The organism is Bacillus hominis (assembly GCF_030348325.1).
In the GTDB taxonomy this organism is placed as follows: Bacteria; Bacillota; Bacilli; order Bacillales; family Bacillaceae_G; genus Bacillus_A; species Bacillus_A hominis.
In genome coordinates this window covers 112,976-138,829 of the sequence record NZ_JAUCFS010000005.1, presented here as the reverse complement: position 1 = coordinate 138,829, position 25,854 = coordinate 112,976, and the positions used below count along the sequence as shown (strand labels likewise).

Annotated in this window: 34 protein-coding genes; all 34 read right to left on the bottom strand. The window is 40.6% G+C overall.

Annotated elements, in window-relative coordinates; all coding sequences use genetic code 11:
- Nucleotides 1-18: 18 nt before the first annotated feature.
- Nucleotides 19-132, bottom strand: coding sequence for a 50S ribosomal protein L36 (rpmJ, locus tag QUF93_RS03185; RefSeq protein WP_000868344.1), 114 nt, complete (start codon nucleotides 130-132; stop codon nucleotides 19-21).
- A 35-nt stretch (nucleotides 133-167) separates the two neighbouring features.
- Complete coding sequence (infA, locus tag QUF93_RS03180; RefSeq protein ID WP_001029884.1) at nucleotides 168-386, bottom strand: translation initiation factor IF-1; 219 nt, start codon at nucleotides 384-386, stop codon at nucleotides 168-170.
- 68 nt (nucleotides 387-454) lie between these two features.
- Nucleotides 455-1,201, bottom strand: coding sequence for a type I methionyl aminopeptidase (gene map / locus QUF93_RS03175; RefSeq protein ID WP_002115331.1), 747 nt, complete (start codon nucleotides 1,199-1,201; stop codon nucleotides 455-457).
- Complete coding sequence (locus QUF93_RS03170) at nucleotides 1,201-1,851, bottom strand: adenylate kinase (protein ID WP_002063428.1); 651 nt, start codon at nucleotides 1,849-1,851, stop codon at nucleotides 1,201-1,203. The genes map and QUF93_RS03170 overlap by 1 nt, the downstream gene beginning before the upstream one ends.
- 54 nt (nucleotides 1,852-1,905) lie before the next feature.
- Nucleotides 1,906-3,207, bottom strand: coding sequence for a preprotein translocase subunit SecY (gene secY, locus QUF93_RS03165; RefSeq protein WP_000490122.1), 1,302 nt, complete (start codon nucleotides 3,205-3,207; stop codon nucleotides 1,906-1,908).
- Complete coding sequence (rplO, locus tag QUF93_RS03160; protein WP_002009754.1) at nucleotides 3,207-3,647, bottom strand: 50S ribosomal protein L15; 441 nt, start codon at nucleotides 3,645-3,647, stop codon at nucleotides 3,207-3,209. Before rplO ends, secY begins: the two co-directional genes overlap by 1 nt.
- 33 nt (nucleotides 3,648-3,680) lie before the next feature.
- Nucleotides 3,681-3,863 carry a 50S ribosomal protein L30 gene (gene rpmD, locus QUF93_RS03155; protein ID WP_001085231.1) on the bottom strand — a complete coding sequence of 61 codons (183 nt, stop codon included), beginning with the start codon at nucleotides 3,861-3,863 and terminating at the stop codon, nucleotides 3,681-3,683.
- Nucleotides 3,864-3,876: 13 nt separating this feature from the next.
- Nucleotides 3,877-4,377, bottom strand: a complete 501-nt coding sequence (rpsE, locus tag QUF93_RS03150) for a 30S ribosomal protein S5 (RefSeq protein WP_002009759.1) — start codon at nucleotides 4,375-4,377, stop codon at nucleotides 3,877-3,879.
- 21 nt (nucleotides 4,378-4,398) lie between these two features.
- A complete protein-coding gene (rplR, locus tag QUF93_RS03145) occupies nucleotides 4,399-4,761 on the bottom strand; it encodes a 50S ribosomal protein L18 (protein WP_002009761.1) in 363 nt (120 codons plus the stop codon).
- 31 nt (nucleotides 4,762-4,792) lie between these two features.
- Nucleotides 4,793-5,332: a 50S ribosomal protein L6 gene (gene rplF / locus QUF93_RS03140; protein WP_002115328.1), complete on the bottom strand. Its 540-nt coding sequence runs from the start codon at nucleotides 5,330-5,332 to the stop codon at nucleotides 4,793-4,795.
- 32 nt (nucleotides 5,333-5,364) lie between these two features.
- Nucleotides 5,365-5,763 (bottom strand): 30S ribosomal protein S8, encoded by a 399-nt coding sequence (rpsH, locus tag QUF93_RS03135; RefSeq protein ID WP_000245511.1) that lies wholly within the window; start codon nucleotides 5,761-5,763, stop codon nucleotides 5,365-5,367.
- 29 nt (nucleotides 5,764-5,792) lie between these two features.
- Entirely contained in the window at nucleotides 5,793-5,978 is a 186-nt protein-coding gene (gene rpsN, locus QUF93_RS03130; RefSeq protein WP_001085700.1) for a 30S ribosomal protein S14, read from the bottom strand.
- A 33-nt stretch (nucleotides 5,979-6,011) separates the two neighbouring features.
- Nucleotides 6,012-6,551 (bottom strand): 50S ribosomal protein L5, encoded by a 540-nt coding sequence (rplE, locus tag QUF93_RS03125; RefSeq protein WP_002091528.1) that lies wholly within the window; start codon nucleotides 6,549-6,551, stop codon nucleotides 6,012-6,014.
- A gap of 26 nt (nucleotides 6,552-6,577) precedes the next feature.
- The gene (gene rplX, locus QUF93_RS03120; RefSeq protein ID WP_000558201.1) at nucleotides 6,578-6,889 is read right to left on the bottom strand and encodes a 50S ribosomal protein L24; all 312 of its coding nucleotides are present in this window, start codon (nucleotides 6,887-6,889) and stop codon (nucleotides 6,578-6,580) included.
- Between the two features lie 38 nt (nucleotides 6,890-6,927).
- Entirely contained in the window at nucleotides 6,928-7,296 is a 369-nt protein-coding gene (gene rplN, locus QUF93_RS03115) for a 50S ribosomal protein L14 (protein ID WP_000615912.1), read from the bottom strand.
- Between the two features lie 43 nt (nucleotides 7,297-7,339).
- Nucleotides 7,340-7,603 carry a 30S ribosomal protein S17 gene (gene rpsQ / locus QUF93_RS03110; protein WP_000004106.1) on the bottom strand — a complete coding sequence of 88 codons (264 nt, stop codon included), beginning with the start codon at nucleotides 7,601-7,603 and terminating at the stop codon, nucleotides 7,340-7,342.
- Nucleotides 7,604-7,623: 20 nt separating this feature from the next.
- A complete protein-coding gene (gene rpmC, locus QUF93_RS03105) occupies nucleotides 7,624-7,824 on the bottom strand; it encodes a 50S ribosomal protein L29 (protein WP_000855718.1) in 201 nt (66 codons plus the stop codon).
- On the bottom strand, nucleotides 7,814-8,248 hold the full coding sequence (gene rplP, locus QUF93_RS03100; RefSeq protein ID WP_000928969.1) for a 50S ribosomal protein L16: 435 nt from the start codon (nucleotides 8,246-8,248) through the stop codon (nucleotides 7,814-7,816). The genes rpmC and rplP overlap by 11 nt, the downstream gene beginning before the upstream one ends.
- 1 nt (nucleotide 8,249) lies before the next feature.
- Nucleotides 8,250-8,909 (bottom strand): 30S ribosomal protein S3, encoded by a 660-nt coding sequence (gene rpsC, locus QUF93_RS03095; RefSeq protein ID WP_000529958.1) that lies wholly within the window; start codon nucleotides 8,907-8,909, stop codon nucleotides 8,250-8,252.
- A 3-nt stretch (nucleotides 8,910-8,912) separates the two neighbouring features.
- Nucleotides 8,913-9,254 (bottom strand): 50S ribosomal protein L22, encoded by a 342-nt coding sequence (gene rplV / locus QUF93_RS03090; protein ID WP_001148024.1) that lies wholly within the window; start codon nucleotides 9,252-9,254, stop codon nucleotides 8,913-8,915.
- 17 nt (nucleotides 9,255-9,271) lie between these two features.
- On the bottom strand, nucleotides 9,272-9,550 hold the full coding sequence (gene rpsS / locus QUF93_RS03085) for a 30S ribosomal protein S19 (protein WP_000124454.1): 279 nt from the start codon (nucleotides 9,548-9,550) through the stop codon (nucleotides 9,272-9,274).
- 60 nt (nucleotides 9,551-9,610) lie between these two features.
- Entirely contained in the window at nucleotides 9,611-10,441 is an 831-nt protein-coding gene (gene rplB / locus QUF93_RS03080) for a 50S ribosomal protein L2 (protein WP_000511584.1), read from the bottom strand.
- A 28-nt stretch (nucleotides 10,442-10,469) separates the two neighbouring features.
- Complete coding sequence (gene rplW / locus QUF93_RS03075) at nucleotides 10,470-10,760, bottom strand: 50S ribosomal protein L23 (protein ID WP_001205557.1); 291 nt, start codon at nucleotides 10,758-10,760, stop codon at nucleotides 10,470-10,472.
- Complete coding sequence (gene rplD / locus QUF93_RS03070) at nucleotides 10,760-11,383, bottom strand: 50S ribosomal protein L4 (protein WP_002115319.1); 624 nt, start codon at nucleotides 11,381-11,383, stop codon at nucleotides 10,760-10,762. The genes rplW and rplD overlap by 1 nt, the downstream gene beginning before the upstream one ends.
- 25 nt (nucleotides 11,384-11,408) lie before the next feature.
- Complete coding sequence (rplC, locus tag QUF93_RS03065; protein WP_000160209.1) at nucleotides 11,409-12,041, bottom strand: 50S ribosomal protein L3; 633 nt, start codon at nucleotides 12,039-12,041, stop codon at nucleotides 11,409-11,411.
- Nucleotides 12,042-12,075: 34 nt separating this feature from the next.
- Complete coding sequence (gene rpsJ / locus QUF93_RS03060) at nucleotides 12,076-12,384, bottom strand: 30S ribosomal protein S10 (RefSeq protein WP_001040595.1); 309 nt, start codon at nucleotides 12,382-12,384, stop codon at nucleotides 12,076-12,078.
- 400 nt (nucleotides 12,385-12,784) lie between these two features.
- Nucleotides 12,785-13,972: an elongation factor Tu gene (gene tuf, locus QUF93_RS03055; RefSeq protein ID WP_048374300.1), complete on the bottom strand. Its 1,188-nt coding sequence runs from the start codon at nucleotides 13,970-13,972 to the stop codon at nucleotides 12,785-12,787.
- Nucleotides 13,973-14,089: 117 nt separating this feature from the next.
- The gene (gene fusA, locus QUF93_RS03050) at nucleotides 14,090-16,168 is read right to left on the bottom strand and encodes an elongation factor G (RefSeq protein WP_100062070.1); all 2,079 of its coding nucleotides are present in this window, start codon (nucleotides 16,166-16,168) and stop codon (nucleotides 14,090-14,092) included.
- A gap of 206 nt (nucleotides 16,169-16,374) precedes the next feature.
- Nucleotides 16,375-16,845: a 30S ribosomal protein S7 gene (gene rpsG, locus QUF93_RS03045; RefSeq protein WP_001137492.1), complete on the bottom strand. Its 471-nt coding sequence runs from the start codon at nucleotides 16,843-16,845 to the stop codon at nucleotides 16,375-16,377.
- A gap of 29 nt (nucleotides 16,846-16,874) precedes the next feature.
- Complete coding sequence (gene rpsL, locus QUF93_RS03040; RefSeq protein ID WP_001142341.1) at nucleotides 16,875-17,297, bottom strand: 30S ribosomal protein S12; 423 nt, start codon at nucleotides 17,295-17,297, stop codon at nucleotides 16,875-16,877.
- A gap of 114 nt (nucleotides 17,298-17,411) precedes the next feature.
- Nucleotides 17,412-17,660, bottom strand: coding sequence for a 50S ribosomal protein L7ae-like protein (locus tag QUF93_RS03035; protein ID WP_002115313.1), 249 nt, complete (start codon nucleotides 17,658-17,660; stop codon nucleotides 17,412-17,414).
- 113 nt (nucleotides 17,661-17,773) lie between these two features.
- Nucleotides 17,774-21,385: a DNA-directed RNA polymerase subunit beta' gene (gene rpoC, locus QUF93_RS03030; RefSeq protein WP_088057273.1), complete on the bottom strand. Its 3,612-nt coding sequence runs from the start codon at nucleotides 21,383-21,385 to the stop codon at nucleotides 17,774-17,776.
- Between the two features lie 37 nt (nucleotides 21,386-21,422).
- Entirely contained in the window at nucleotides 21,423-24,956 is a 3,534-nt protein-coding gene (gene rpoB / locus QUF93_RS03025; RefSeq protein WP_105587630.1) for a DNA-directed RNA polymerase subunit beta, read from the bottom strand.
- A gap of 291 nt (nucleotides 24,957-25,247) precedes the next feature.
- Nucleotides 25,248-25,847 (bottom strand): class I SAM-dependent methyltransferase, encoded by a 600-nt coding sequence (locus tag QUF93_RS03020; protein ID WP_002115301.1) that lies wholly within the window; start codon nucleotides 25,845-25,847, stop codon nucleotides 25,248-25,250.
- Between the last annotated feature and the right edge of the window lie 7 nt (nucleotides 25,848-25,854).

Genomic DNA, 25,854 nt, shown 5'->3' with positions numbered 1-25,854 from the left:
GAATGCACCTCCTTCTGATTAACCTTGTTTTTGTTTATGTTTAGGGTTTTCACAAATAACCATTACTTTTCCACGTCTACGAATAACTTTACATTTTTCGCAGATTGGTTTAACTGACGGTCTTACTTTCATGTCTCGAACCTCCTTAAAGATTACGGAGTGCTATATTATTTAAAACGGTACGTAATACGACCACGATTTAAATCGTACGGAGATAATTCTACCGTAACTTTGTCTCCTGGTAAAATACGAATGAAGTTCATACGGATTTTACCAGAAACGTGAGCCAATACGACATGCCCATTCTCTAATTCTACTTTGAACATAGCATTTGGCAACGTTTCAAGAACGGTACCTTCGACTTCAATTACATCATCTTTAGCCATTCAATAGTTCTCCCTTCTTCAAATCAGTAACATTTTACACTGCTCTGAAATCCCGGAGAGCCAGCTACTTATAAAGTGGTAAGGATTTCGTATCCTGCTTCTGTAAGAGCAATCGTGTGCTCAAAGTGTGCACACCATTTACCATCTACCGTTACCACTGTCCAGTCATCAGATAGTGTTTTTACATATCGTCTTCCTTGATTCACCATCGGCTCAACACAGATGACCATTCCCGGCTTTAATCTAGGGCCTCTATTTGGTGGACCATAGTGCGGGATTTGAGGGTCCTCATGTAAGTCTTGCCCGATTCCGTGACCAACATACTCCCTAACGATCGAGAATCCATTCTCTTCAGCATGGGTTTGAACCGCATGCGAGATATTTGATAATCTTTCGCCTGGTTTTACTTGTTCTAGACCAAGATACAACGATTTTTCTGTGACATCAAGTAGCTTTTGAACAGATTCAGAAATGTTTCCAATTGGATACGTCCATGCAGAATCTCCATGGTACCCATTGTATTTTGCACCAATATCGATACTGATGATATCGCCCTCTTCGAGCTTACGCTTCCCTGGAATCCCGTGTACAAGCTCTTCATTTACAGAAGCACATATGCTCCCCGGAAATCCGTTGTATCCTTTAAAAGATGGCGTAGCACCATATTTTCGAATCGTCTTTTCCGCTATTTGATCGAGCTCTTTCGTTGTAATTCCTGGAGTAATATGTTGTTTCAACTCTTGATGAGTTAAAGCAACGATCCTGCCAGCTTCTCGCATGATTTCTATCTCGCGAGGAGTTTTGCAGATGATCATTACGCTAAGCCCCCGATGAGAACATCGATATCAGCAAATACTTTATTGATATCTTGCTCACCATTAATGCTTTGTAAGTAACCAAGCTCCTCGTAGAAATCAAGCAAAGGTTTTGTTTGCTTAATATTTACATCTAAACGATTTGCTACAGTTTCTTCATTGTCATCAGAGCGTTGATATAATTCGCCACCACATTTATCGCACACATCAGCTTTTGCTGGTGGATTGAATTCTAAGTGGTAAGTCGCACCGCACTCTTTACAAATACGACGGCCTGTAAGGCGTGTTAATAACAACCCTGAATCCACATTAATGTTTAAAACATAGTCGATTTTTTTGCCAAGATCTTTCATAATCTCTTCAAGAGCTGATGCTTGTGCAACAGTTCGTGGGAAACCATCTAATAAGAAGCCTTTAATACAGTCTTCTTGACTTAAACGTTCACGAACAATTCCGATTGTAACTTCATCTGGAACAAGCGCGCCTTTATCAATAAAAGATTTTGCTTGTAAACCAAGTTCAGTTTCAGCCTTCATAGCTGCACGGAACATATCTCCTGTTGAGATGTGAGGGATGTTATACTTGGCAACAATCTGTTCGGCTTGTGTACCTTTACCAGCACCAGGAAGCCCCATTAAGATTAAGTTCATCCTTGTTCCCCCTCAGTACATGAGCATGTAGGGAAGACAATTCTTCCCACTTACTCACTGCTTGATAAACCCTTTGTAATGGCGTTTTACCAATTGGCTTTCTAGCTGCTTCATTGTTTCTAAAGCAACGCCGACAACGATTAACATACTCGTTCCACCAATCTGTGCAGATGGAGGAAGATTTCCCAATTTCGTAAAGATAACTGGTAAGATTGCAATCGCTGCTAGGAAAATTGATCCTACAAAGGTCAAACGATACAAGATTTTTGTTAGATATTGTTCTGTATTCTTACCCGGACGAATACCTGGAACATATCCACCTTGCTTGTTTAGATTCTCTGACATTTGCTCTGGATTAACCTGAACAAATGCATAGAAATATGTGAAGGCTACAATGAGCGCAACATATATAATCATTCCCACTGGGTGAGAATAGTTAAAGTTTGCAATAATCCACTGCGACACATCATGGTTCGGGAAGAACTGTGCAATAGTTGGTGGCGTAATTAAGAATGAAACAGCAAAAATGACTGGAATAACACCCGCACTATTTACCTTAAGTGGTAAATGAGTGTTTTGTGCTCCAGCATGATTCCCATTCCCTCCTGTTACACGCTTCGCATATTGAATTGGGATCTTTCTAACAGCCTGTTGAATGAAAATAACACCAACAATAACTGCTAGCACAGCTAGTAAGATCAATGCAACTTTAACGATACTCATGAACAATTGATCTCCGATATTTTGAAACTGTTGTTGATACACTTGAGATATAACACTTGGGATCGCTGCGGCAATACCACCAAAGATGAGGATGGAAATACCATTACCTACACCTTTAGATGTAATCTGTTCACCTAACCACATTAAAAATGCAGTACCAGCAGTCAGTACCGTAGCAATGTATAAATAAGTGCTCCAACCAGGATTCAAAATTAATTGCCCACCTACCATACCGTTAAAACCGATTGACATACCAAACCCCTGAATAAACGCAAGAACAATTGTAAAGTAACGCGTGAATTGCGTTAGTTTACGACGGCCCATTTCACCTTGCTTCGACCATTCCGAAAATTTAGGAACAACATCCATCTGCAATAATTGCACGATGATGGATGCTGTAATATACGGCATGATTCCCATCGCGAAGATGGAGAAGTTCTTCAAGGCGCCACCGCCAAATGTATTTAGTATACCTAAGGCATTTAATTGATCTTGTGCTTTCAGTACGTCTCCATTTGTAAATGGCACTGGGATAAATGTGCCAATCCTGAATACGATTAACATCGCTAAAGTGAATAATATTTTACGTCTTATCTCAGCAACGCGCATAAAGTTGGAGATTGTACGAAACATTAGATCACCTCAACTGATCCGCCAGCTGCTTCAATTGCTTCTTTAGCACTTGAAGAGAACTTGTGCGCTTTAACAGTTAATTTTTTCTCTACTGCACCGCTTGCAAGAATTTTAACACCGTCGTTTAATTTGCTGATAACGCCAGTTTCCAGCAATAATTCAGGTGTTACTTCTGTACCATCTTCAAAACGATTTAACGTTGATAAGTTTACAATAGTAAACTCTTTACGGTTAATGTTTGTGAAGCCGCGTTTTGGTAAACGACGGAATAGTGGAGTTTGACCACCTTCGAAGCCAAGACGAACACCGCCGCCAGAACGTGCGTTTTGTCCTTTATGACCTCTACCAGCAGTTTTACCGTTACCAGAACCGATACCACGACCGACACGGTTACGTACTTTACGAGAACCTTCTGCAGGTTTTAATTCATGAAGTTTCATTCCCAGGCACCTCCTTATATTAATGAGTTATCCTTAAGCTTCTTTTACAGTTATAAGGTGAGAAACTTTGTTGATCATACCAAGAATAGCAGGAGTTTCTTCCTTAACTACAGTTGAATTCAACTTTTTAAGACCTAAAGCTTCTACCGTCGCACGTTGATCTTGTGGACGACCAATTACACTACGAGTGAGGGTAATTTCTAACTTTTTCGCCATTTGTTTTCCCTCCTTAACCTAGTAGCTCTTCTACAGATTTACCGCGTAATTTTGCAACATCTTCAGCGCGCTTAAGTTCGCTTAATCCGTTCACAGTAGCGCGAATCATGTTGATTGGTGTGTTAGAACCAAGAGATTTCGAAAGAATATCTTGTACACCAGCTAATTCTAGTACCGCACGAACAGGTCCACCAGCAATAACACCAGTACCCTCAGCAGCAGGTTTTAAGAATACTTCACCAGCTCCAAAATGACCGTTGATTGTGTGTGGAATTGTTGTACCAACTAATGGTACTGCGATTAGGTTTTTCTTAGCGTCTTCGATAGCTTTACGAATTGCGTCTGGTACCTCTTGTGCTTTACCAGTACCGAATCCAACATGACCGTTTTTATCGCCAACTACAACTAGTGCAGCAAAGCGGAAACGACGACCACCCTTAACAACTTTCGCGACACGATTTATCGTAACTACACGTTCTTCAAGTTCTAATTTACTTGGGTCAATGCGTTGCATCAATTTTCCCTCCTTTGACCATTAAAATTGTAATCCAGCCTCACGAGCAGCTTCAGCTAGAGCTTTAACACGGCCATGGTATAAGTAACCACCGCGATCAAATACTACTTCTTTAACGCCTTTCTCTACAGCACGCTTAGCAACTGATTCTCCAACTTTCGTAGCAGCTTCAGTGTTGCTAGTACCGTTAAGAGCAAGGTCTTTATCAAGAGTAGATGCACTTACTAATGTTACACCATTTACATCATCAATAACTTGAGCGTAAATATGTTGGTTAGAACGGTACACGTTTAAACGTGGACGTTCTGCAGTACCAGTAAGTTTAGCACGTACACGTGCATGTCTTTTCTTACGAGTCGCATTTTTAGCAGCTTTAGTGATCATTCTTGTCACTCCTTTCTCTCACCTAACGGGTTTACTTAGCAGTTTTACCTTCTTTACGACGAACAACTTCGCCTTCGTAACGAATACCTTTACCTTTATATGGTTCAGGAGCACGTACAGCACGGATGTTAGCAGCAAATTCGCCAACACGTTGCTTGTCGATACCTTTAATTACGATTTTAGTTGGTGCAGGTACTTCAACTTCAAGACCTGCTTCCGGAGTCATTTCTACTGGATGAGAATAACCTACGCTTAAAACAAGTTTATCTCCTTGTTTTTGAGCACGGTAACCAACACCGACTAATTCAAGTCCGCGTGCGAAACCTGCAGTTACACCTTCAACCATGTTTCCGATTAAAGCACGAGTTGTACCGTGTAATGCACGGTGTTCCTTCTGTTCAGATGGACGCTCAACTGTTAGTGTATTTTCTTCAATTTTGATAGACATATCAGCATTGAATGTACGAGTTAATTCACCTTTAGGGCCTTTTACTGTTACAGTATTGTCTTCTGCAATTGTAATAGTAACACCTGCAGGGATTTCAAGAATCTTTTTACCAATACGAGACATGTGGTCACACCTCCGTTCGTTTTAAATATATATTACCAAACGTATGCTACTACTTCTCCACCAGTTTGTAATTGACGAGCGTCTTTGTCTGTCATTACTCCCTTAGATGTAGAAACAAGAGCGATACCTAATCCGTTAAGTACACGTGGTACTTCGTCAGCTTTAGCGTAAACGCGTAAGCCAGGTTTACTGATACGTTTTAATCCAGTGATTACACGTTCATTGTTTGCACCATATTTCAGGAAAATACGAAGGATACCTTGTTTGTTATCCTCGATGTATTCTACATCACGAATGAAACCTTCACGTTTTAAAAGTTCAGCGATCTCTTTTTTGATTTTAGAAGCAGGAACTTCTAATTTCTCATGACGTACCATGTTCGCATTACGGATGCGAGTAAGCATGTCTGCAATTGGATCTGTCATCACCATGTGTTTTACCTCCTTCCCATTTGTGGGTTTTACCAACTAGCTTTTTTAACACCAGGAATTTGACCTTTATATGCAAGTTCACGGAAACAAATACGGCAAAGCTTAAATTTGCGGTATACAGAATGCGGACGACCGCAGCGTTCGCAACGTGTATACTCTTGTACTTTAAACTTAGGAGTACGCTTTTGTTTCGCGATCATAGATTTTTTAGCCACGTTTTCGCCTCCTCTACTTAGCGTTGGCTTCCATTATTTTTGGAATGGCATACCGAATTGTGTTAAAAGTTCACGAGCTTCTTCATCAGTTTTCGCTGTAGTAACGATTACGATGTCCATACCGCGGACTTTACTTACTTTATCATAATCAATCTCAGGGAAAATTAGTTGCTCTTTAACACCTAATGTGTAGTTCCCACGACCATCGAATGATTTCTTAGAAACACCACGGAAATCACGTACACGTGGTAAAGAAACTGATACTAATTTGTCGAAGAACTCATACATTTGTTGTCCGCGTAAAGTTACTTTCGCACCGATTGGCATACCTTCACGAAGACGGAAACCAGCGATTGATTTTTTAGCGCGAGTTACAACAGGTTTTTGACCTGCGATTTGAGTTAATTCTTCTACTGCATTGTCTAAAGCTTTTGAGTTAGATACCGCGTCACCAACACCAGTGTTGATTACGATCTTTTCGATTTTCGGTACTTCCATCACAGATTTATAGTTAAACTTGCTCATTAGAGCAGGAGTAATTTCCTTTTGGAACTTCTCTTTAAGGCGATTCAATGAAGTGACCTCCTTTCTTAAGAAAATTATTTATCTAATAATTCACCAGATTTTTTTGCAATACGAACTTTTTTACCATCTTCTACTTTGAAGCCTACGCGAGTAGGTTCGCCTGTTTTCGGATCTAATACCATAACATTAGAAACGTGAATAGGTGCTTCTTTCGTAATAATTCCACCTTGTGGATTTAATTGAGATGGCTTAGAGTGTTTTTTAACGATGTTAACACCCTCAACGATAACACGGTTTTGCTTTGGGAAAGCCACAAGGATAACACCTTGTTTTCCTTTGTCTTTACCAGTGATTACCTGAACTTTATCACCTTTTTTTACATGCATCTTAATTCTGCACCTCCTTAGCAAGGCAATACCTTAAATTATAGAACTTCTGGAGCTAAAGAAACGATCTTCATGAAGTTGCTATCACGTAATTCACGAGCTACTGGTCCGAAGATACGAGTACCACGTGGGCTCTTATCGTCTTTGATGATAACCGCTGCGTTTTCATCAAATTTAATGTAAGAACCGTCCGGACGACGAGCTCCGCTCTTCGTACGTACCACTACTGCCTTAACAACGTCACCTTTTTTAACAACGCCACCTGGTGTTGCTTGTTTTACCGTAGCAACGATAATATCACCAATATTAGCATATTTACGACCAGAGCCGCCTAATACTTTAATTGTTAAAAGTTCACGTGCACCAGAGTTGTCAGCAACTTTCAAACGAGATTCTTGTTGGATCATGTTATGAAACCTCCCTTCGGACTAAAAATTCCGATTCGTCTATTTAGATAATAACCGCTTCTTCAACGATTTCAACTAAACGGAAACGCTTAGTAGCAGAAAGCGGGCGAGTTTCCATGATTTTAACGATATCGCCAAGTTTCGCTTGGTTTTGCTCATCATGGGCTTTGTACTTTTTAGAATACTTAACGCGTTTTCCGTACAAGGAATGAGTTTTGTAAGTTTCAACTAAAACTGTAATCGTTTTGTCCATTTTATCAGACACAACACGACCAGTATAAACTTTGCGTTGGTTACGTTCGCTCACTATGCAAACCTCCCCTCAATTTATCGATTAATTCCGATCTCTCTTTCACGAACTACAGTTTTCATACGAGCAATCGCTTTACGCACTTCACGGATGCGAGTTGGATTCTCTAATTGTCCTGTAGCAAGTTGGAAGCGAAGATTGAACAATTCTTCCTTTAAAGCTTTAACTTTTGTTTCGATTTCGGCAGTGGTTAATTCACGAATATCATTAGTTTTCATTAGATTCACCACCATTTTCTTCACGTTTTACGAATTTACATTTCACAGGTAACTTGTGAGCTGCAAGACGTAATGCTTCGCGTGCTACCTCTTCAGATACACCCGCGATTTCAAACATAATTTTCCCAGGTTTTACTACTGCTACCCAGCCTTCTGGTGCCCCTTTACCGGAACCCATACGTACTTCTAGAGGTTTTGCAGTGTAAGGTTTAGAAGGGAAAATTTTAATCCATACTTTACCGCCACGTTTCATGTAACGAGTCATTGCACGACGAGCAGCTTCGATTTGACGGTTTGTAATCCATGAAGCAGCTTGTGCTTGTAAACCGAATTCACCGAAAGCAATTTCAGTTCCACCTTTTGCACGACCACGCATTTTACCACGATGCTCTCTACGATATTTTACGCGTTTTGGCATTAACATATTATTTTCCTCCTTCCTCAGAAGCTTTCTTTTTTGTAGGAAGGACTTCTCCACGGTAGATCCATACTTTTACGCCTAATTTACCGTATGTTGTATCAGCTTCAACTGCTGCATAGTCAATATCAGCGCGAAGTGTATGAAGTGGAACAGTTCCTTCACTGTAAGATTCTGCACGAGCGATATCAGCTCCGCCAAGACGACCAGAAACCTGTGTTTTAATACCTTTAGCACCTGCACGCATAGCACGTTGAATAACTTGCTTTTGTGCACGACGGAATGATACACGGTTTTCTAATTGACGAGCGATGTTTTCGCCTACTAATTTAGCGTTAAGATCAGCTCTCTTAACTTCTAAAATGTTGATGTGTACACGCTTGCCTGTTAATTGGTTAAGAGCTTTACGAAGTGCTTCAACTTCAGTACCACCTTTACCAATTACCATACCAGGTTTTGCAGTGTGAATTGTAACATTTACACGATTTGCTGCACGTTCGATTTCTACTTTAGCAACAGCAGAATCTTTTAAGCGTACAGTAATGTACTCACGGATTTTGATGTCTTCATGTAATAATGTAGCGTAATCTTTCTCAGCGAACCAACGAGATTCCCAGTCACGGATAACACCGACACGAAGACCAATTGGATTAACCTTCTGACCCATCGATTATCCCTCCTTCTTTTCTGATACCACAACTGTGATGTGGCTTGTGCGTTTGTTAATTTGGCTTGCACGACCCATTGCACGTGGACGGAAACGTTTCAACGTTGGACCTTCGTCAACGAAGACTTTTTCAACAACTAGGTTGTTAATATCCATCTCATAATTGTGCTCTGCATTTGCGATTGCAGATTTTAAAACTTTTTCTACAACTGGAGAAGCAGTTTTTGGTGTGTGGTTAAGGATAGCAATCGCTTCACCCACTTGCTTACCTCGGATTAAGTCTACTACTAAACGAACTTTACGAGGAGCAATACGAACTGTTCTCGCTACTGCTTTAGCTTGCATTGAAGTGCCTCCTCTCATTATCTTCTAGTTTTCTTATCGTCAGCAAGGTGACCTTTATACGTACGAGTTGGTGCGAATTCACCTAACTTATGGCCAACCATATCCTCAGTGATGTACACAGGTACGTGTTTACGACCATCATATACAGCGATTGTGTGTCCGATGAACTGAGGGAAGATAGTTGAACGGCGAGACCAAGTTTTAACAACTTGTTTTTGCTCAGATGCAACTAATTTTTCCATTTTGCTCATTAAGTGATCATCGACAAATGGTCCTTTTTTTAAGCTACGAGCCATTTTGGTGCCTCCCTTCGTGATTGGCGTACGGTTCTTGAAATGAACCGTACTACAATCCCATTATTTTTTACGACGACGAACGATAAATTTATCAGACGCTTTGTTTTTCTTACGAGTCTTGAATCCAAGAGTTGGTTTACCCCATGGAGACATTGGAGACTTACGTCCGATTGGAGAGCGTCCTTCACCACCACCGTGTGGGTGATCAACCGGGTTCATTACAGAACCACGAACTGTTGGGCGCTTACCTAACCAGCGAGAGCGACCTGCTTTACCGATTTTGATAAGTTCGTGTTGTTCGTTACCAACTTGACCGATTGAAGCGCGACAAGCAGATAATACAAGACGTACTTCACCAGAAGTTAAACGTACAAGTACGTATTTACCTTCTTTACCAAGTACTTGAGCAGATGTACCAGCAGAACGAACTAATTGTCCGCCACGACCAGGCTTAAGCTCGATGTTATGAACAACAGTACCTACTGGAATGTTGATTAATGGTAATGCGTTACCGATTTTAATGTCAGCTTCTGGGCCAGACATAACTTCCATACCTACTTCTAAAGTTTTAGGAGCAAGAATGTAACGTTTTTCACCGTCAACGTAATTAATTAATGCGATATTCGCAGAGCGGTTTGGATCGTATTCGATCGTAGCAACGCGTCCTGGAATTCCATCTTTGTTACGCTTAAAGTCGATGATACGGTATTGACGCTTATGTCCGCCACCTTGATGACGTACAGTAATTTTACCTTGGTTATTACGACCAGCCTTTTTGCTTAAAGGAGCAAGTAAAGACTTTTCTGGTCTGTCAGTCGTGATTTCAGCGAAATCATTCGTAGTCATGTTACGACGACCGTTAGTAGTTGGATTATACTTTTTAATTCCCATCTCAATTTCCCTCCTTCTTTAGTAAGAATTAAACGCCTTGGAAGATTTCGATTTCTTTGCTGTCAGCAGTTAGCTTAACGATTGCTTTACGACGACGGCTAGTAAAACCAGCGTGACGACCAACACGTTTTGCTTTCGGCTTGTAGTTCATGATGTTTACTTTGTCTACATTAACACCAAAGATCGCTTCGATAGCGTCTTTAACTTCTGTTTTATTAGATTTAACGTCCACGTCGAACGTATATTTTTTTTCAGCCATCATTTCCATAGAACGTTCAGTGATAACTGGGCGCTTAATGATATCACGAGGATCTCTCATTATGCAAGCACCTCCTCTACTTTTGCCACTGCCGCTTTTGTCATGATTAACTTATCATGATGAAGCACATCTAGCACGTTTACGCCATCAGCAGTGATTACTGTTACTCCAGGGATATTGCGAGCAGATAACTCTACAGATTCGTTTGCATCAGCAGTTACGATAAGAGCTTTCTTCTCAACAGTTAATCCTTTAAGTACTGTTACCATGTCTTTTGTTTTTGGTGCATTTAACACTAGGTCTTCAAGAACTACAATGTTGTTCTCAACTACTTTAGTAGCTAATGCAGATTTGATCGCTAAACGACGAACTTTCTTAGGAAGTTTGTACGCATAGCTTCTTGGTGTAGGTCCGAATACCGTACCACCACCACGCCATTGAGGAGAGCGGATAGAACCTTGACGAGCACGTCCAGTTCCTTTTTGACGCCATGGTTTACGACCACCACCGCGAACTTCAGAGCGAGTTTTTACTTTGTGTGTACCTTGACGTAAAGATGCACGTTGCATCATTACAGCTTCGAAAAGTACAGCTTCATTTGGTTCGATACCGAAAATAGCTTCAGCTAATTCGATTTCACCAACCTGTGAACCAGTTTGGTTATATACAGTAACTTTTGGCATTGGAATTCCTCCTTCCTATTGTGAATTATTTGCTAACCTTCACAGCGCCTTGAACAACTACAAGAGATTTCTTAGCACCTGGAACGTTACCTTTTACTAGTAATAAGTTGCGCTCAGTGTCAACTTGAACGATTTCTAAGTTTTGGATAGTAACTTGGTCTCCACCCATACGTCCAGCAAGTTTTTTACCTTTGAATACACGGTTCGGAGCAACTGGCCCCATTGAACCTGGACGACGGTGATAGCGAGAACCATGAGACATAGGTCCGCGAGATTGTCCGTGGCGTTTGATAACACCTTGGAAACCTTTACCTTTAGAAATTCCTGTTACGTCAACGATTTCACCTGCAGCGAAAACTTCAACTTTTACCTCTTGACCAACCTCTAATCCGTCCACGTCTGCATCGCGGATTTCGCGAATGAAGCGCTTAGGAGTTGTAGATGCTTTAGCAGTGTGGCCTTGTTCAGGTTTGTTAGTTAACTTTTCACGTTTATCTTCAAATCCTAACTGAATTGCGTTGTAGCCATCAGTTTCAGTTGTTTTCTTTTGAAGAACAACGTTTGGATTAGCAGCGATTACCGTTACTGGGATTAACTCACCGTTCTCAGCAAATACTTGAGTCATACCGATCTTTCTTCCTAAGATTCCTTTGGTCATGAGTTACACCTCCTACATTTTTAAGTTATATGAATTATAGTTTGATTTCGATATCTACACCAGATGGTAAGTCTAAACGCATTAATGAATCTACTGTTTGCGGAGTAGGACTCACGATGTCGATTAGACGTTTGTGCGTACGCATTTCGAATTGTTCACGAGAATCTTTGTACTTATGAACAGCACGAAGAATTGTGTAAATAGTCTTCTCAGTTGGTAATGGGATCGGACCAGAAACTGTTGCCCCAGAACGCTTAGCTGTTTCTACAATTTTCTCAGCTGATTGATCAAGAATACGGTGATCATAAGCTTTTAAACGGATACGAATTTTTTCTTTTGCCATTATTTTCCCTCCTTCGTTCGCCTATTTCTAAAATAGACCTTCTCCATGGAAATTTCCCCACACCATGCCATGGCAAAGCGGCCGGGTGTGTCAGCAACCTTCCACTTCATCGCAGTCAAAGACCAACATTGTCTATTATACAATGTTATTCGTCTAGATGCAAGCATCTTTTTGTTTGCATCTGCTTTTCTCTACTTTTGCTATTATACATGGCACTTTAAAGAATTTCAAGTTTTCATCTACCATAATTCATTTTACAGTTTCTGGGTTTTGTTTTATTGCTTTTTTATATACTATAGAAGAAACTCGTCAAAACGTAAAAACATTATCTTATTCCTTATATCAACACAAAGAAAAACCCCAAAGGAAAATCCCTTGGGGTTTTTTATATCAGTTAAGATTACTCAACGATAGTAGCAACTACACCGTAACCTACTGTACGTCCACCTTCACGAATAGAGAATTTAGTTCCCTCTTCGATAGCGATTGGAGCGATAAGTTCGATAGTCATTTCGATGTTGTCACCAGGCATTACCATTTCAGTACCTTCTGGTAATTGGATGATACCAGTTACGTCAGTTGTACGGAAGTAGAACTGAGGACGGTAGTTAGCGAAGAATGGAGTGTGACGTCCACCTTCTTCTTTAGATAATACGAAAACTTCAGCTTTGAATTTAGCGTGTGCTTTTACAGAGCCAGTTTTAGCAAGAACTTGTCCACGTTGGATGTCTTCACGAGCAACCCCACGAAGTAGAGCACCGATGTTGTCTCCAGCTTGTGCTTGGTCAAGAAGCTTACGGAACATTTCTACACCAGTTACAGTTGTAGAAGCATTCTCTTCAGCAAGACCGATGATTTCTACTACGTCACCAACTTTAACGATACCGCGCTCAACACGACCAGTTGCAACTGTACCACGACCTGTGATAGAGAATACATCCTCGATAGGCATTAAGAATGGTTTGTCAGTTTCACGTTCTGGAGTTGGGATGTAAGCATCAACTTCAGTCATTAATTCGATGATTTTTTCTTCCCACTCAGCTTCTCCTTGAAGAGCTTTAAGAGCAGAACCTTTAATTACAGGAATATCGTCGCCTGGGAATCCGTATTCAGATAATAGGTCGCGAACTTCCATTTCTACTAATTCTAATAATTCTTCGTCATCTACCATGTCGCATTTGTTTAAGAATACAACGATGTAAGGAACACCTACTTGACGAGAAAGAAGGATGTGCTCACGTGTTTGAGGCATTGGGCCATCAGCAGCAGATACTACTAAGATACCGCCGTCCATTTGAGCAGCACCAGTGATCATGTTTTTAACATAGTCAGCGTGACCTGGGCAGTCAACGTGTGCATAGTGACGAGTTTCAGTTTCGTACTCAACGTGTGCAGTTGAGATTGTGATTCCGCGCTCTCTTTCTTCTGGAGCAGCGTCGATTTGATCGTATCCGCGTGCTTCAGCACCACCAGCTTTTGCAAGAACTGTAGTGATCGCAGCAGTTAATGTAGTTTTACCATGGTCAACGTGGCCGATTGTACCGATGTTAACATGGGGTTTAGAACGTTCGAATTTAGCCTTAGCCATTCTAAATTCCTCCTTAGTTTATATAGGTTATTTTATATTTAGACTAGAAAGTGAAACTCAAGTCTCACTTTCTAAGCTTACATAAGTAGTTATACTTGAACAATCGATAAAAATCAATTATTCACCTTTATTTTTTTTAATAATTTCTTCAGAAACAGACTTCGGTACTTCTTCATAATGATCAAATGTCATTGAGAATGTTCCGCGTCCTTGAGTGTTAGAACGTAATGCCGTTGCATAACCGAACATTTCAGAAAGTGGAACCATAGCGCGAACAACTTGTGCGTTACCGCGTGCTTCCATACCTTCTACACGTCCACGACGAGATGTTACGTCGCCCATAATGTCACCCATGTACTCTTCAGGAATTACAACTTCAACTTTCATCATTGGCTCAAGAATTACTGGGCTACATTTAGAAACCGCAGCTTTAAGCGCCATAGATGCAGCGATTTTGAACGCCATCTCAGATGAATCGACATCATGGTAAGATCCGTCAACTAACGCAGCTTTGATGTCAACTAGTGGATAACCAGCTAGTACACCATTTTTAAGTGAGTCTTCAAGACCCGCTCCAACAGCTGGGATGTATTCACGTGGAACTACACCACCGACGATTTTGTTTTGGAATTCAAAACCTTTACCTTCTTCATTAGGTTCAAACTCAATCCAAACGTGACCGAATTGTCCACGACCACCAGATTGACGAGCGAACTTACCTTCAACTTTCGCAGCAGCGCGGAAAGTCTCACGGTATGCTACCTGAGGAGCACCAACGTTTGCTTCCACTTTGAATTCACGACGCATACGGTCAACGATGATATCAAGGTGAAGTTCACCCATACCAGCGATGATTGTTTGGCCAGTTTCTTGGTCAGTGTGAGCACGGAATGTTGGATCTTCTTCAGAAAGCTTAGATAATGCTGTACCCATTTTATCTTGGTCAGCTTTAGATTTTGGTTCGATAGCTACAGAGATAACTGGTTCTGGGAATTCCATAGACTCAAGGATAACAAGACTCTTCTCATCACAAAGAGTATCACCAGTAGTAGTATCTTTTAAACCTACAGCAGCAGCGATATCACCAGCGTAAACTGTTGAAATCTCTTCACGGCTGTTAGCGTGCATTTGTAGGATACGTCCTACACGCTCACGCTTACCTTTAGTTGAGTTTTTCACGTATGATCCAGAGTTTAACACACCAGAGTACACACGGAAGAACGTTAACTTACCAACATAAGGGTCAGTCATGATTTTGAATGCTAAAGCTGCGAATGGTTCTTCATCGCTAGACTTACGCTCAACAGCTTCATCTGTATCCGGAAGAGTACCTTTAATAGCAGGTACATCTAATGGAGATGGTAAGTAGTCGATAACTGCGTCTAACAGAATTTGAACACCTTTATTTTTGAATGCAGAACCACAGATTACTGGGAAGAATTCTACAGAAGTTGTAGCCTTACGGATACCAGCTTTAAGCTCTTCTACAGTGATTTCTTCACCTTCTAGGTACTTCATCATCATTTCTTCATCAAGCTCAGCTACCGCTTCAATAAGTTTTCCACGGTATTCTTCAGCTAATTCTTTGTGCTCTTCAGGAATTTCGACACGCTCGATGTCTGTTCCTAAATCGTTACCGTACATGTAAGCACACTCTTCAACAAGGTCAATGATACCATTGAACTCGTCTTCAGCACCGATTGGTAACTGAATTGGATGTGCGTTTGCTTGTAAACGATCGTGGATTGTTCCTACAGAGTATAAGAAATCTGCACCAATCTTATCCATTTTGTTAACGAATACGATACGAGGTACACCGTAAGTAGTAGCCTGACGCCAAACAGTTTCTGTTTGTGGTTCTACACCAGATTGTGCATCAAGTACTGCTACCGCACCATCAAGTACGCGTAAAGAACGTTCTACTTCTACTGTGAAGTCTACGTGTCCTGGAGTATCAATGATGTTTACACGATGACCTTTCCATTGAGCTGTAGTTGCAGCAGAAGTAATTGTGATACCACGCTCTTGCTCTTGCTCCATCCAGTCCATCTGAGATGCACCTTCATGAGTTTCACCGATTTTATGAATACGTCCTGTGTAATACAGAATACGCTCAGTTGCTGTTGTTTTACCAGCATCGATGTGAGCCATGATACCAATATTACGAGTGTTTTCTAAAGAGAACTCTCTTGTCATTTGGTGTCTTGCTCCTTCCATATATGGATTGGATTTTTTTATTTTAAGTAGCAAAAAAGCCACTTTATATTGTTACATATGCCAGTGTCCAGTACCCTCATTATGTAAAACGAGCGCCCAACGAAAGGGAGAGGCATTCTCCCTCTCCACACTTCCATAAGCGACAAATAAAGCGGTTTATGCTTACATTTATTTTACGTTGAATCCTACCAACGGTAATGAGCAAATGCTTTGTTAGCTTCTGCCATTTTATGAGTGTCTTCACGTTTCTTAACAGATGCACCAGCGTTGTTAGCTGCATCTAAGATTTCGTAAGCTAGACGCTCTTCCATAGTTTTTTCACCACGAAGACGAGCATAGTTTACTAACCAGCGAAGACCTAAAGTTGTACGGCGTTCTGGACGAACCTCAACTGGAACTTGGTAGTTAGCACCACCAACACGACGAGCGCGTACTTCAAGAACAGGCATGATGTTCTTAAGAGCTTGCTCGAATACTTCCATTGGTTCTTTATCTGAACGTTCACGAACGATATCGAAAGCGTTATAAAGAATTGTTTGAGATTTACCTTTTTTACCGTCAACCATCATTTTGTTGATTAGGCGTGTTACAAGTTTAGAATTGTACATTGGATCTGGTAACACGTCACGTTTCGCAACAGGTCCTTTACGAGGCATATTGAGTTCCTCCTTTCATTATAAGTTTATTATTTTTTAGCAGGTTTTGGTCGCTTAGTACCATATTTAGAACGTCCTTGCATACGTTTGTCAACACCAGCTGTATCAAGCGCACCACGAACGATGTGGTAACGTACCCCTGGTAAATCCTTTACTCGACCACCGCGAATTAATACTACGCTATGCTCTTGTAGGTTATGACCGATACCTGGGATGTAAGCTGTAACTTCAATACCATTTGTTAAACGTACACGAGCGTATTTACGTAACGCTGAGTTCGGTTTCTTCGGAGTCATTGTACCAACACGAGTACATACACCACGTTTTTGAGGTGCAGAGATATCAGTTGATTTTTTCTTTAAAGAGTTAAAACCTTTGTTTAACGCAGGTGATTTAGACTTCCATACTTTATCAGTACGACCATTTCTCACTAATTGGTTAATAGTAGGCATTTGATTATCCTCCCTTCGCATGTTTGTATGACCACATATCCAGGTGGTTCATTATTAGTTGAAAACAAAGTTTTTGCAAGGAAGAGCAAATGCTCTCTCCTCACAAAAACAGTTTTAACTTATTATTCCTATTGCTGAAGCTCCCACTTGAATCCCCGAAACTTTTCCAAGCTTACGAACTGATTCAACTTTGGTTATGGGTATGTTATGTTGCAAGGCAGTACGAATGATAACATGAGTTAATCTCACATCAGCATCTTCTGCAATGACAACTTCTTTAACTATACCAGCTTTGATTGCTTCCAATGTTCGTTTATGACCAACGACTACATTTTCAGCATTTGACACTTTTTGATAAGACATATAAATATCCTCCAAAGCATCATTCAGGAGCAACCTTGATTATAGTAACATTTTGACTCATACAATGTCAACTAGGATTAGCTGTTTTTATACAAAATTTACGACGGAAAATTTTACTGTTCCACATAAACTTCATCGTTTTCTACATTCATGTTATCTTGTGTTGTTTTTACAAGATCCACTTTGCGATAACGATTCATACCCGTTCCAGCAGGAACAAGCTTACCGATAATAACATTTTCTTTCAATCCTAGAAGTTCATCGCGTTTACCCTTAATTGCTGCATCTGTTAGAACACGAGTTGTTTCTTGGAACGATGCTGCAGATAAGAACGAATCTGTCTCAAGTGAAGCTTTTGTAATACCAAGTAGAACCGGTCTAGCCGTTGCTGGTTGTTTACCTTTCAGTAACACCTTCGCATTCGCATCAGTAAACTGATGGATATCTAGTAATGTTCCTGGTAATACATCTGTTTCACCCGCGTCACTTACACGAACTTTACGTAGCATTTGACGTACCATTACTTCTACGTGTTTGTCACCAATTTCTACCCCTTGCATACGGTATACTTTTTGAACTTCACGTAATAAGTATTCTTGAACGGCTGTAATGTCCGTTACTTTTAGTAATTCTTTCGGATCAATAGAACCTTCTGTTAACTCTTTACCGTGGCTGATTGGCTGTCCTAGAGTTACTTTCAGACGAGCACCGTAAGGAATAGCATACGTACGAGCTTCAACTTCACCCTGTACAACTACTTCTTGGCGATCTTTAACATCGTTGATCGCTGCGATAACACCGTCGATTTCACTGATAACTGCCTGACCTTTCGGATTACGAGCTTCGAAGATCTCTTGGATACGAGGTAAACCTTGTGTGATATCATCTCCGGCAACCCCACCTGTATGGAACGTACGCATCGTTAACTGTGTACCTGGTTCACCGATAGATTGAGCTGCGATAATACCTACCGCCTCTCCTACTTCTACGTCTGTACCAGTTGCTAAGTTACGACCGTAACACTTCTTACATACACCGTGGCGAGTATTACACGTAAACGCTGAACGGATATTTACAGTTTCAACACCCGAATTTTCAACGATATGAGCGATATCTTCAGTAATTAATTGGTTTTCACTAACTAATACTTCACCTGTTTCAGGATGTTTTACAGTTTTTCTCGCAAAACGTCCAACAAGACGATCATATAGTGACTCAATAACTTCATTACCTTCTTTAATTGCGCCAATTAATAAACCACGATCTGTTCCACAATCATCTTCACGAACGATTACATCTTGTGCAACGTCTACAAGACGACGTGTTAAGTAACCAGAATCGGCAGTTTTAAGTGCTGTATCGGCAAGACCTTTACGCGCACCATGCGTAGAGATGAAGTACTCAAGTACTGTTAAACCTTCACGGAAACTTGATTTGATCGGAAGCTCAATGATACGACCAGATGGATTGGCCATCAGACCACGCATACCAGCAAGCTGAGTAAAGTTCGATGCGTTACCACGGGCACCGGAATCACTCATCATGAAGATTGGGTTGCGTTTATTCAAGGATTTCATCAGCTTTCCTTGGATAACATCTTTTGCATTACTCCAAATAGAGATAACGCGATCGTAACGTTCTTCTTCCGTGATTAAACCGCGACGGAATTGTTTAATTACATTATCTACTTTTGCTTGTGCTTCATGGAGAATTTCATCTTTTTCACCTAATACAAGAATGTCTGATACCCCAACTGTAATACCAGCTTTTGTAGAGTATTTAAATCCTAAGTTTTTCATACGGTCAAGCATGCGAGATGTTTCTGTAATTTGGAAACGTTTGAATACTTCCGCAATAATATTACCAAGGATTTTCTTGCTAAATGGTGCCACTTCTTCGCGACTAGCAATAATTTCTTTAATGTTCGCACCTTTTTCAACGAAATATTCCGCTGGTGTTTCTTTTTCAAGGTTTGAGTTTGTTGGTTCATTAATATAAGGGAACGACTCTGGTAAGATTTCGTTAAATATTAATTTACCAACTGTTGTTAATAGAAGCTTACTCTTTTGCTCTTCAGTAAACGTTACATTATTTACCGAGCTCGCAGCAACTGCAACACGTGTGTGCAGATGTACATATCCATTTTGGTATGCAAGTATTGCTTCGTTTGCATCTTTGAAGACCATACCTTCACCGATTGCACCCTCACGCTCAAGTGTTAAGTAATAGTTACCTAATACCATATCCTGAGATGGAGTAACAACTGGTTTTCCGTCTTTTGGATTCAAGATGTTTTGTGCCGCTAACATAAGAATACGAGCTTCTGCTTGTGCCTCTGATGATAACGGAACGTGAACCGCCATTTGGTCACCGTCAAAGTCCGCGTTGTATGCAGTACATACAAGTGGGTGAAGACGGATTGCACGACCTTCTACTAATGTAGGTTCAAACGCCTGGATACCAAGACGGTGAAGTGTTGGTGCGCGGTTTAGAAGTACTGGATGCTCTTTGATCACAGATTCTAAAACGTCCCAAACTTCAGGGTGTACACGCTCGATTTTACGTTTAGCACTCTTAATGTTGTGTGCTAATCCTTTTCCAACTAACTCTTTCATAACGAAAGGTTTAAACAATTCAAGCGCCATTTCTTTCGGTAATCCACATTGGTACATCTTTAAGTTCGGTCCTACAACGATTACAGAACGGCCAGAGTAGTCAACACGTTTACCTAATAAGTTTTGACGGAAACGTCCTTGTTTACCTTTAAGCATGTGAGATAGTGATTTTAATGGACGGTTACCTGGTCCAGTAACTGGACGGCCACGGCGACCATTATCGATTAATGCGTCTACAGCTTCTTGTAACATACGTTTTTCGTTTTGAACGATGATGCTTGGTGCACCTAAGTCCAATAGACGTTTTAAACGATTGTTACGGTTAATTACACGACGGTATAAGTCGTTTAAGTCAGAAGTAGCAAAACGTCCACCATCTAACTGTACCATCGGGCGTAGTTCTGGTGGGATAACTGGAAGAACATCTAAGATCATCCAAGATGGGTGATTTCCAGAGTTACGGAATGCTTCTAATACTTCTAGACGTTTAATAGCACGAGTACGGCGTTGTCCTTGTGCTGTTTTTAATTCTTCTTTTAAGAAGTCTACTTCTTTATCTAAATCGATGTCTTGCAGTAGCTTTTTAATAGCTTCTGCACCCATAGCAGCATGGAATGTGCTGCCATATCGATCACGATATGCACGGTATTCTTTTTCAGAAAGTAATTGCTTCTTATCAAGTGGTGTATCTCCACTTTCTGTTACAACATAAGAAGCGAAATAAATTACTTCTTCAAGCGCGCGAGGGGACATGTCTAAGACAAGTCCCATGCGGCTCGGGATACCTTTGAAATACCAAATATGAGATACAGGAGCAGCTAATTCGATATGACCCATACGTTCACGACGAACTTTTGCACGCGTTACTTCAACGCCACATCGATCACAAACTACACCTTTATAACGTACACGTTTATATTTTCCGCAATGACATTCCCAGTCCTTTTGTGGTCCGAAAATACGCTCACAGAACAAGCCATCTTTTTCAGGCTTTAACGTACGATAGTTAATTGTTTCTGGTTTCTTAACTTCACCGTATGACCAAGAACGAATCTTGTCAGGTGAAGCAAGTCCAATCTTCATATATTCAAAGTTATTTACATCTATCAAGGGGCCTACCTCCCTTTTAGTCTACAGGTTATCCCAATTATTCCTTAGTTGTCTCAACTTCAACATTCAATTTATCTGCTGATTGATGATCATCGTCATCTTCCGTATCACGCATTTCAATTTCTGTATCGTTGATAGACATCATTTTAACGTCCATACCTAAACTTTGCAGTTCTTTAATCAATACTTTGAATGATTCAGGAACGCCTGGTTCTGGAACATTTTCACCTTTAACAATGGCTTCATACGTCTTAACACGTCCAATAACATCATCAGACTTCACTGTTAAGATTTCTTGAAGAGTATAAGCAGCACCATAAGCTTCAAGTGCCCAAACCTCCATCTCACCGAAACGCTGTCCACCGAACTGAGCTTTACCTCCAAGAGGTTGCTGCGTTACAAGTGAGTATGGTCCAGTAGAACGAGCATGAAGTTTATCGTCAACCATGTGCGCAAGTTTGATCATATACATGACACCAACAGATACGCGGTTATCGAATGGTTCACCAGTACGTCCGTCATACAGGATTGTTTTCGCGTCATTTGCCATACCAGCTTCTTCAATTGTGCCCCATACATCTTCCTCACGAGCACCATCGAATACTGGTGTTGCAATGTGAATACCAAGGTATCTTGCTGCCATACCAAGATGAAGCTCTAATACCTGACCGATATTCATACGAGATGGTACCCCTAATGGGTTTAACATGATATCGATTGGCGTACCGTCTGGTAAGTAAGGCATATCTTCTTCTGGTAAAATACGAGAGATAACACCTTTGTTACCGTGACGTCCGGCCATCTTGTCACCTTCAGAAATTTTACGTTTTTGAACGATATATGCACGTACAAGTTGATTCACGCCTGGTGGCAATTCATCGCCATCTTCACGGTTGAATACTTTTACGTCTAAGATAATACCGCCACCACCGTGTGGTACACGTAGTGATGTATCACGTACTTCACGTGCTTTTTCACCGAAGATTGCATGTAATAGACGTTCTTCTGCTGTTAATTCTGTTACACCTTTAGGTGTTACTTTACCAACAAGTAGGTCTCCATCTTTTACTTCCGCACCTACGCGAATAATACCGCGCTCGTCAAGGTTACGAAGTGCATCTTCTCCAACATTCGGAATATCACGTGTAATTTCTTCTGGTCCAAGCTTCGTATCACGAGCTTCTGATTCATATTCTTCAATATGAATAGAAGTGTACACATCATCTTTTACAAGGCGCTCACTCATAATGATCGCATCCTCATAGTTATAACCGTCCCATGTCATAAAGCCAACAAGCACGTTACGTCCAAGTGCTAGTTCACCTAATTCCATAGAAGGACCATCCGCAAGGATTTCACCTTTTACAACTTCATTTCCAACACTTACGATTGGACGTTGATTGTAACAAGTTCCTTGGTTAGAACGAATGAATTTCTGCATTTTATAGCGATCTAAATCGCCTTTTACTGTTTGACCGTCAACTTCTACATAGCGACGTACCCAAACTTCACGTGCTTCTACGCGTTCAACAACACCAGGGTGTTTACAGATCACTGCAGCTCCTGAGTCTTTTGCTGATACGTACTCCATACCTGTACCTACAATCGGAGATTCCGGATTCATTAACGGAACCGCCTGACGTTGCATGTTCGCTCCCATAAGTGCGCGGTTAGAGTCATCGTTTTCTAAGAACGGAATACAAGCTGTCGCTGCCGACACTACTTGTTTTGGAGATACATCCATGTAGTCGATGCGTTCTTTATTTGTGACAATGTTTTCACCACGGAAACGAGCTACGATATCTTCATCAAGGAATTCCCCTTCTTCAGATAATTTCATATTCGCTTGGGCTACAACATAGTTATCTTCTTCATCTGCTGTTAAATAATCAACATGCCCTGTTACAAGACCAGTTTCTGGGTCAACACGACGGTATGGCGTTTCAATGAAACCAAACTCATTTACTTTCGCAAACGAAGATAATGAGTTGATCAAACCGATGTTTGGTCCCTCTGGTGTTTCAATTGGACACATACGACCATAGTGAGAGTAGTGAACGTCACGTACTTCAAAGCCTGCGCGCTCACGCGTTAAACCACCGGGTCCTAATGCAGATAGTCTTCGTTTGTGAGTTAACTCTGCTAATGGGTTTGTTTGATCCATGAACTGAGATAACTGAGAACTTCCGAAGAACTCTTTAATAGATGCAATAACCGGGCGAATGTTAATTAACGCTTGTGGTGTAATTGCATTTGTATCTTGAATCGACATTCTCTCACGAACAACACGTTCCATACGAGAAAGACCGATACGGAATTGGTTTTGTAGTAACTCTCCTACAGAGCGCAGACGACGATTTCCTAAGTGGTCAATATCATCTGTATCCCCTACTTTATATAGCAAGTTAAAGAAGTAGCTAATAGAAGCAAGAATATCACCTGGTGTGATGTGTTTTATATCACGAGTAATATTTGCATTCCCAATTACGTTTATAGATCGTTCGCCTTCTGATTCTGGAGCATAAATCTTAATAGATTGCAGCTCAACATCACCTGCTACCACTCCACCCATTGGTTTCGCTGTTTTGAATCCAATGTTTTTCTCTAGGTAAGGTAGAATGCGATCCAGTGTACGACGATCTAAGACTGTTCCTTCTGCCGCTAAAATTTCACCAGTTTCTGGATCCACTAGTGTTTCAGCTAAACGTTGGTTAAACAATCTGTTTTTAATGTGTAGCTTTTTGTTGATCTTATAGCGACCTACATTTGCTAAATCGTAGCGCTTCGGATCAAAGAAACGAGACACAAGTAAGCTCTTTGCATTTTCTACTGTTGGTGGTTCACCAGGACGTAGACGCTCATAAATTTCAAGCAATGCTTTCTCTGTGCTATCTGTGTTATCTTTTTCTAACGTATTGCTTAAGTATTCGTTATCACCTAAAAGCTCGGTGATTTCTTGATCAGAGCCAAACCCTAATGCGCGTAACAAAACAGTTACAGGAAGTTTACGCGTACGGTCAATACGCACATATACAACATCCTTAGCATCTGTTTCATACTCTAACCAAGCTCCGCGGTTTGGAATTACAGTAGCAGTAAAACCACGTTTTCCGTTTTTATCCACTTTGCCACTATAGTATACGCTTGGAGAGCGAACTAACTGGGAAACGATAACACGTTCTGCACCGTTAATTACGAATGTTCCAGTCTCTGTCATGAGTGGGAAATCTCCCATGAACACATCTTGTTCTTTTACTTCACCAGTTTCCTTGTTGATTAGACGCACTTTTACACGAAGTGGTGCTGCATACGTCACATCACGCTCTTTGCATTCTTCTACAGAGTATTTAGGTTCACCTAAGCTGTAGTCGATAAATTCAAGCGATAGATTTCCCGTAAAGTCTTCGATCGGAGAAATGTCTTGGAACATTTCTCGCAAACCCTCATCAAGAAACCACTGATAAGAAGAGGTTTGAATTTCGATAAGATTTGGTAACTCTAATACTTCACTAATACGGGCATAACTTCTTCGTTGGCGGTGGCGTCCGTATTGAACTAGTTGACCTGTCAACTGCTTCACCCCTCAAATCATGAGTATTATAAACACACAAAAAAATTTGTGCAAAATCACAAATAAATACAACTACTGCTATTAGCGTAGTTTTTTTCTCTTAAAGATAGATACGTTGAGTCTTTCTACCTGCTCAAAAAAGAAAAATGGCTTCTATAAGAAAACCATCATTCTGTTTCATAATCTGCTGATTTTACTATCTTTTCCAAGAGAAACAAAAATATACATCTTTCTCAACGCAGAAAATCATATATTGGCATTGTATAATGTTAACATAGCCAAAAATAACCGTCAACGCTTTTTTGATTTTATGATATAATATCCTTTTTTCTTTTCTACAACTTCAACTTCAGAAAACACTTCTTCTAGTTTTTTCAGCGCAGATGGTGCACCTTGTTTCTTTTGAATAACAATCCACAATTCCCCACCTGAAACTAAATACTCCACAGCCTTTTCTAAAATCTCATGCACGATATCTTTACCAGCACGAATTGGAGGATTAGATAGAATAGCAGCATACTTGCCATCTACATTTTCATAGACACTACTTTGCAAAATACGTATATTTTCAATTCTGTTATTAGCGGCATTTTCTTTTGCAAGTCCCAAGGCCCTTTCATTCACATCCACCATGTGAATTTCACGATTTTGAAACTCTTTCGCTAACGACAAACCGATTGGACCGTACCCACATCCTACGTCTAACACATTACCTTTAACATCTGGCATTTGAAACGCTTCAATTAAAAGACGAGAACCAAAGTCCACTTCGTTTTTCGAGAACACCCCATGGTCAGATAAAAAAGTAAATCGAGATTCACGAAGTGTAAATTCCCATCGTTTACGATCACTTTTACTAGAAGGGTCGTTAGAAAAATAATGGTCTGCCATATGGCCA

Excerpts from the sequence above, each read along its gene's own strand:
- rplW (WP_001205557.1), bottom strand. The coding sequence starts at position 10,760 with ATGAGAGATCCTCGTGATATCATTAAGCGCCCAGTTATCACTGAACGT.
- rpmD (WP_001085231.1), bottom strand. The coding sequence starts at position 3,863 with ATGGCGAAAAAGTTAGAAATTACCCTCACTCGTAGTGTAATTGGTCGT.
- rpsS (WP_000124454.1), bottom strand. The coding sequence starts at position 9,550 with ATGGCTCGTAGCTTAAAAAAAGGACCATTTGTCGATGATCACTTAATG.
- rplP (WP_000928969.1), bottom strand. The coding sequence starts at position 8,248 with ATGTTAATGCCAAAACGCGTAAAATATCGTAGAGAGCATCGTGGTAAA.
- rplC (WP_000160209.1), bottom strand. The coding sequence starts at position 12,041 with ATGACCAAAGGAATCTTAGGAAGAAAGATCGGTATGACTCAAGTATTT.
- rplV (WP_001148024.1), bottom strand. The coding sequence starts at position 9,254 with ATGCAAGCTAAAGCAGTAGCGAGAACAGTTCGTATTGCTCCTCGTAAA.
- rplF (WP_002115328.1), bottom strand. The coding sequence starts at position 5,332 with ATGTCTCGTATTGGTAAAAAGATTCTTGAAATCCCTGCAGGTGTTACT.
- rplO (WP_002009754.1), bottom strand. The coding sequence starts at position 3,647 with ATGAAACTTCATGAATTAAAACCTGCAGAAGGTTCTCGTAAAGTACGT.
- rplN (WP_000615912.1), bottom strand. The coding sequence starts at position 7,296 with ATGATCCAACAAGAATCTCGTTTGAAAGTTGCTGACAACTCTGGTGCA.
- rpsJ (WP_001040595.1), bottom strand. The coding sequence starts at position 12,384 with ATGGCAAAAGAAAAAATTCGTATCCGTTTAAAAGCTTATGATCACCGT.
- infA (WP_001029884.1), bottom strand. The coding sequence starts at position 386 with ATGGCTAAAGATGATGTAATTGAAGTCGAAGGTACCGTTCTTGAAACG.
- rpsG (WP_001137492.1), bottom strand. The coding sequence starts at position 16,845 with ATGCCTCGTAAAGGACCTGTTGCGAAACGTGACGTGTTACCAGATCCA.
- rplB (WP_000511584.1), bottom strand. The coding sequence starts at position 10,441 with ATGGGAATTAAAAAGTATAATCCAACTACTAACGGTCGTCGTAACATG.
- rpmJ (WP_000868344.1), bottom strand. The coding sequence starts at position 132 with ATGAAAGTAAGACCGTCAGTTAAACCAATCTGCGAAAAATGTAAAGTT.
- QUF93_RS03020 (WP_002115301.1), bottom strand. The coding sequence starts at position 25,847 with ATGGCAGACCATTATTTTTCTAACGACCCTTCTAGTAAAAGTGATCGT.
- rpsC (WP_000529958.1), bottom strand. The coding sequence starts at position 8,909 with ATGGGTCAGAAGGTTAATCCAATTGGTCTTCGTGTCGGTGTTATCCGT.
- rplD (WP_002115319.1), bottom strand. The coding sequence starts at position 11,383 with ATGCCAAAAGTTACTGTATATAACCAAACTGGTTCACAGGTTGGTGAA.
- rplR (WP_002009761.1), bottom strand. The coding sequence starts at position 4,761 with ATGATCACTAAAGCTGCTAAAAATGCGACTCGTAAGAAAAGACATGCA.
- map (WP_002115331.1), bottom strand. The coding sequence starts at position 1,201 with ATGATCATCTGCAAAACTCCTCGCGAGATAGAAATCATGCGAGAAGCT.
- secY (WP_000490122.1), bottom strand. The coding sequence starts at position 3,207 with ATGTTTCGTACAATCTCCAACTTTATGCGCGTTGCTGAGATAAGACGT.
- rpsH (WP_000245511.1), bottom strand. The coding sequence starts at position 5,763 with ATGGTGATGACAGATCCAATTGCAGACATGCTTACTCGCATCCGTAAT.
- QUF93_RS03035 (WP_002115313.1), bottom strand. The coding sequence starts at position 17,660 with ATGTCTTATCAAAAAGTGTCAAATGCTGAAAATGTAGTCGTTGGTCAT.
- tuf (WP_048374300.1), bottom strand. The coding sequence starts at position 13,972 with ATGGCTAAGGCTAAATTCGAACGTTCTAAACCCCATGTTAACATCGGT.
- rpsL (WP_001142341.1), bottom strand. The coding sequence starts at position 17,297 with ATGCCTACTATTAACCAATTAGTGAGAAATGGTCGTACTGATAAAGTA.
- fusA (WP_100062070.1), bottom strand. The coding sequence starts at position 16,168 with ATGACAAGAGAGTTCTCTTTAGAAAACACTCGTAATATTGGTATCATG.
- rpsE (WP_002009759.1), bottom strand. The coding sequence starts at position 4,377 with ATGCAACGCATTGACCCAAGTAAATTAGAACTTGAAGAACGTGTAGTT.
- QUF93_RS03170 (WP_002063428.1), bottom strand. The coding sequence starts at position 1,851 with ATGAACTTAATCTTAATGGGGCTTCCTGGTGCTGGTAAAGGTACACAA.
- rpmC (WP_000855718.1), bottom strand. The coding sequence starts at position 7,824 with ATGAAAACTAATGATATTCGTGAATTAACCACTGCCGAAATCGAAACA.
- rplX (WP_000558201.1), bottom strand. The coding sequence starts at position 6,889 with ATGCATGTAAAAAAAGGTGATAAAGTTCAGGTAATCACTGGTAAAGAC.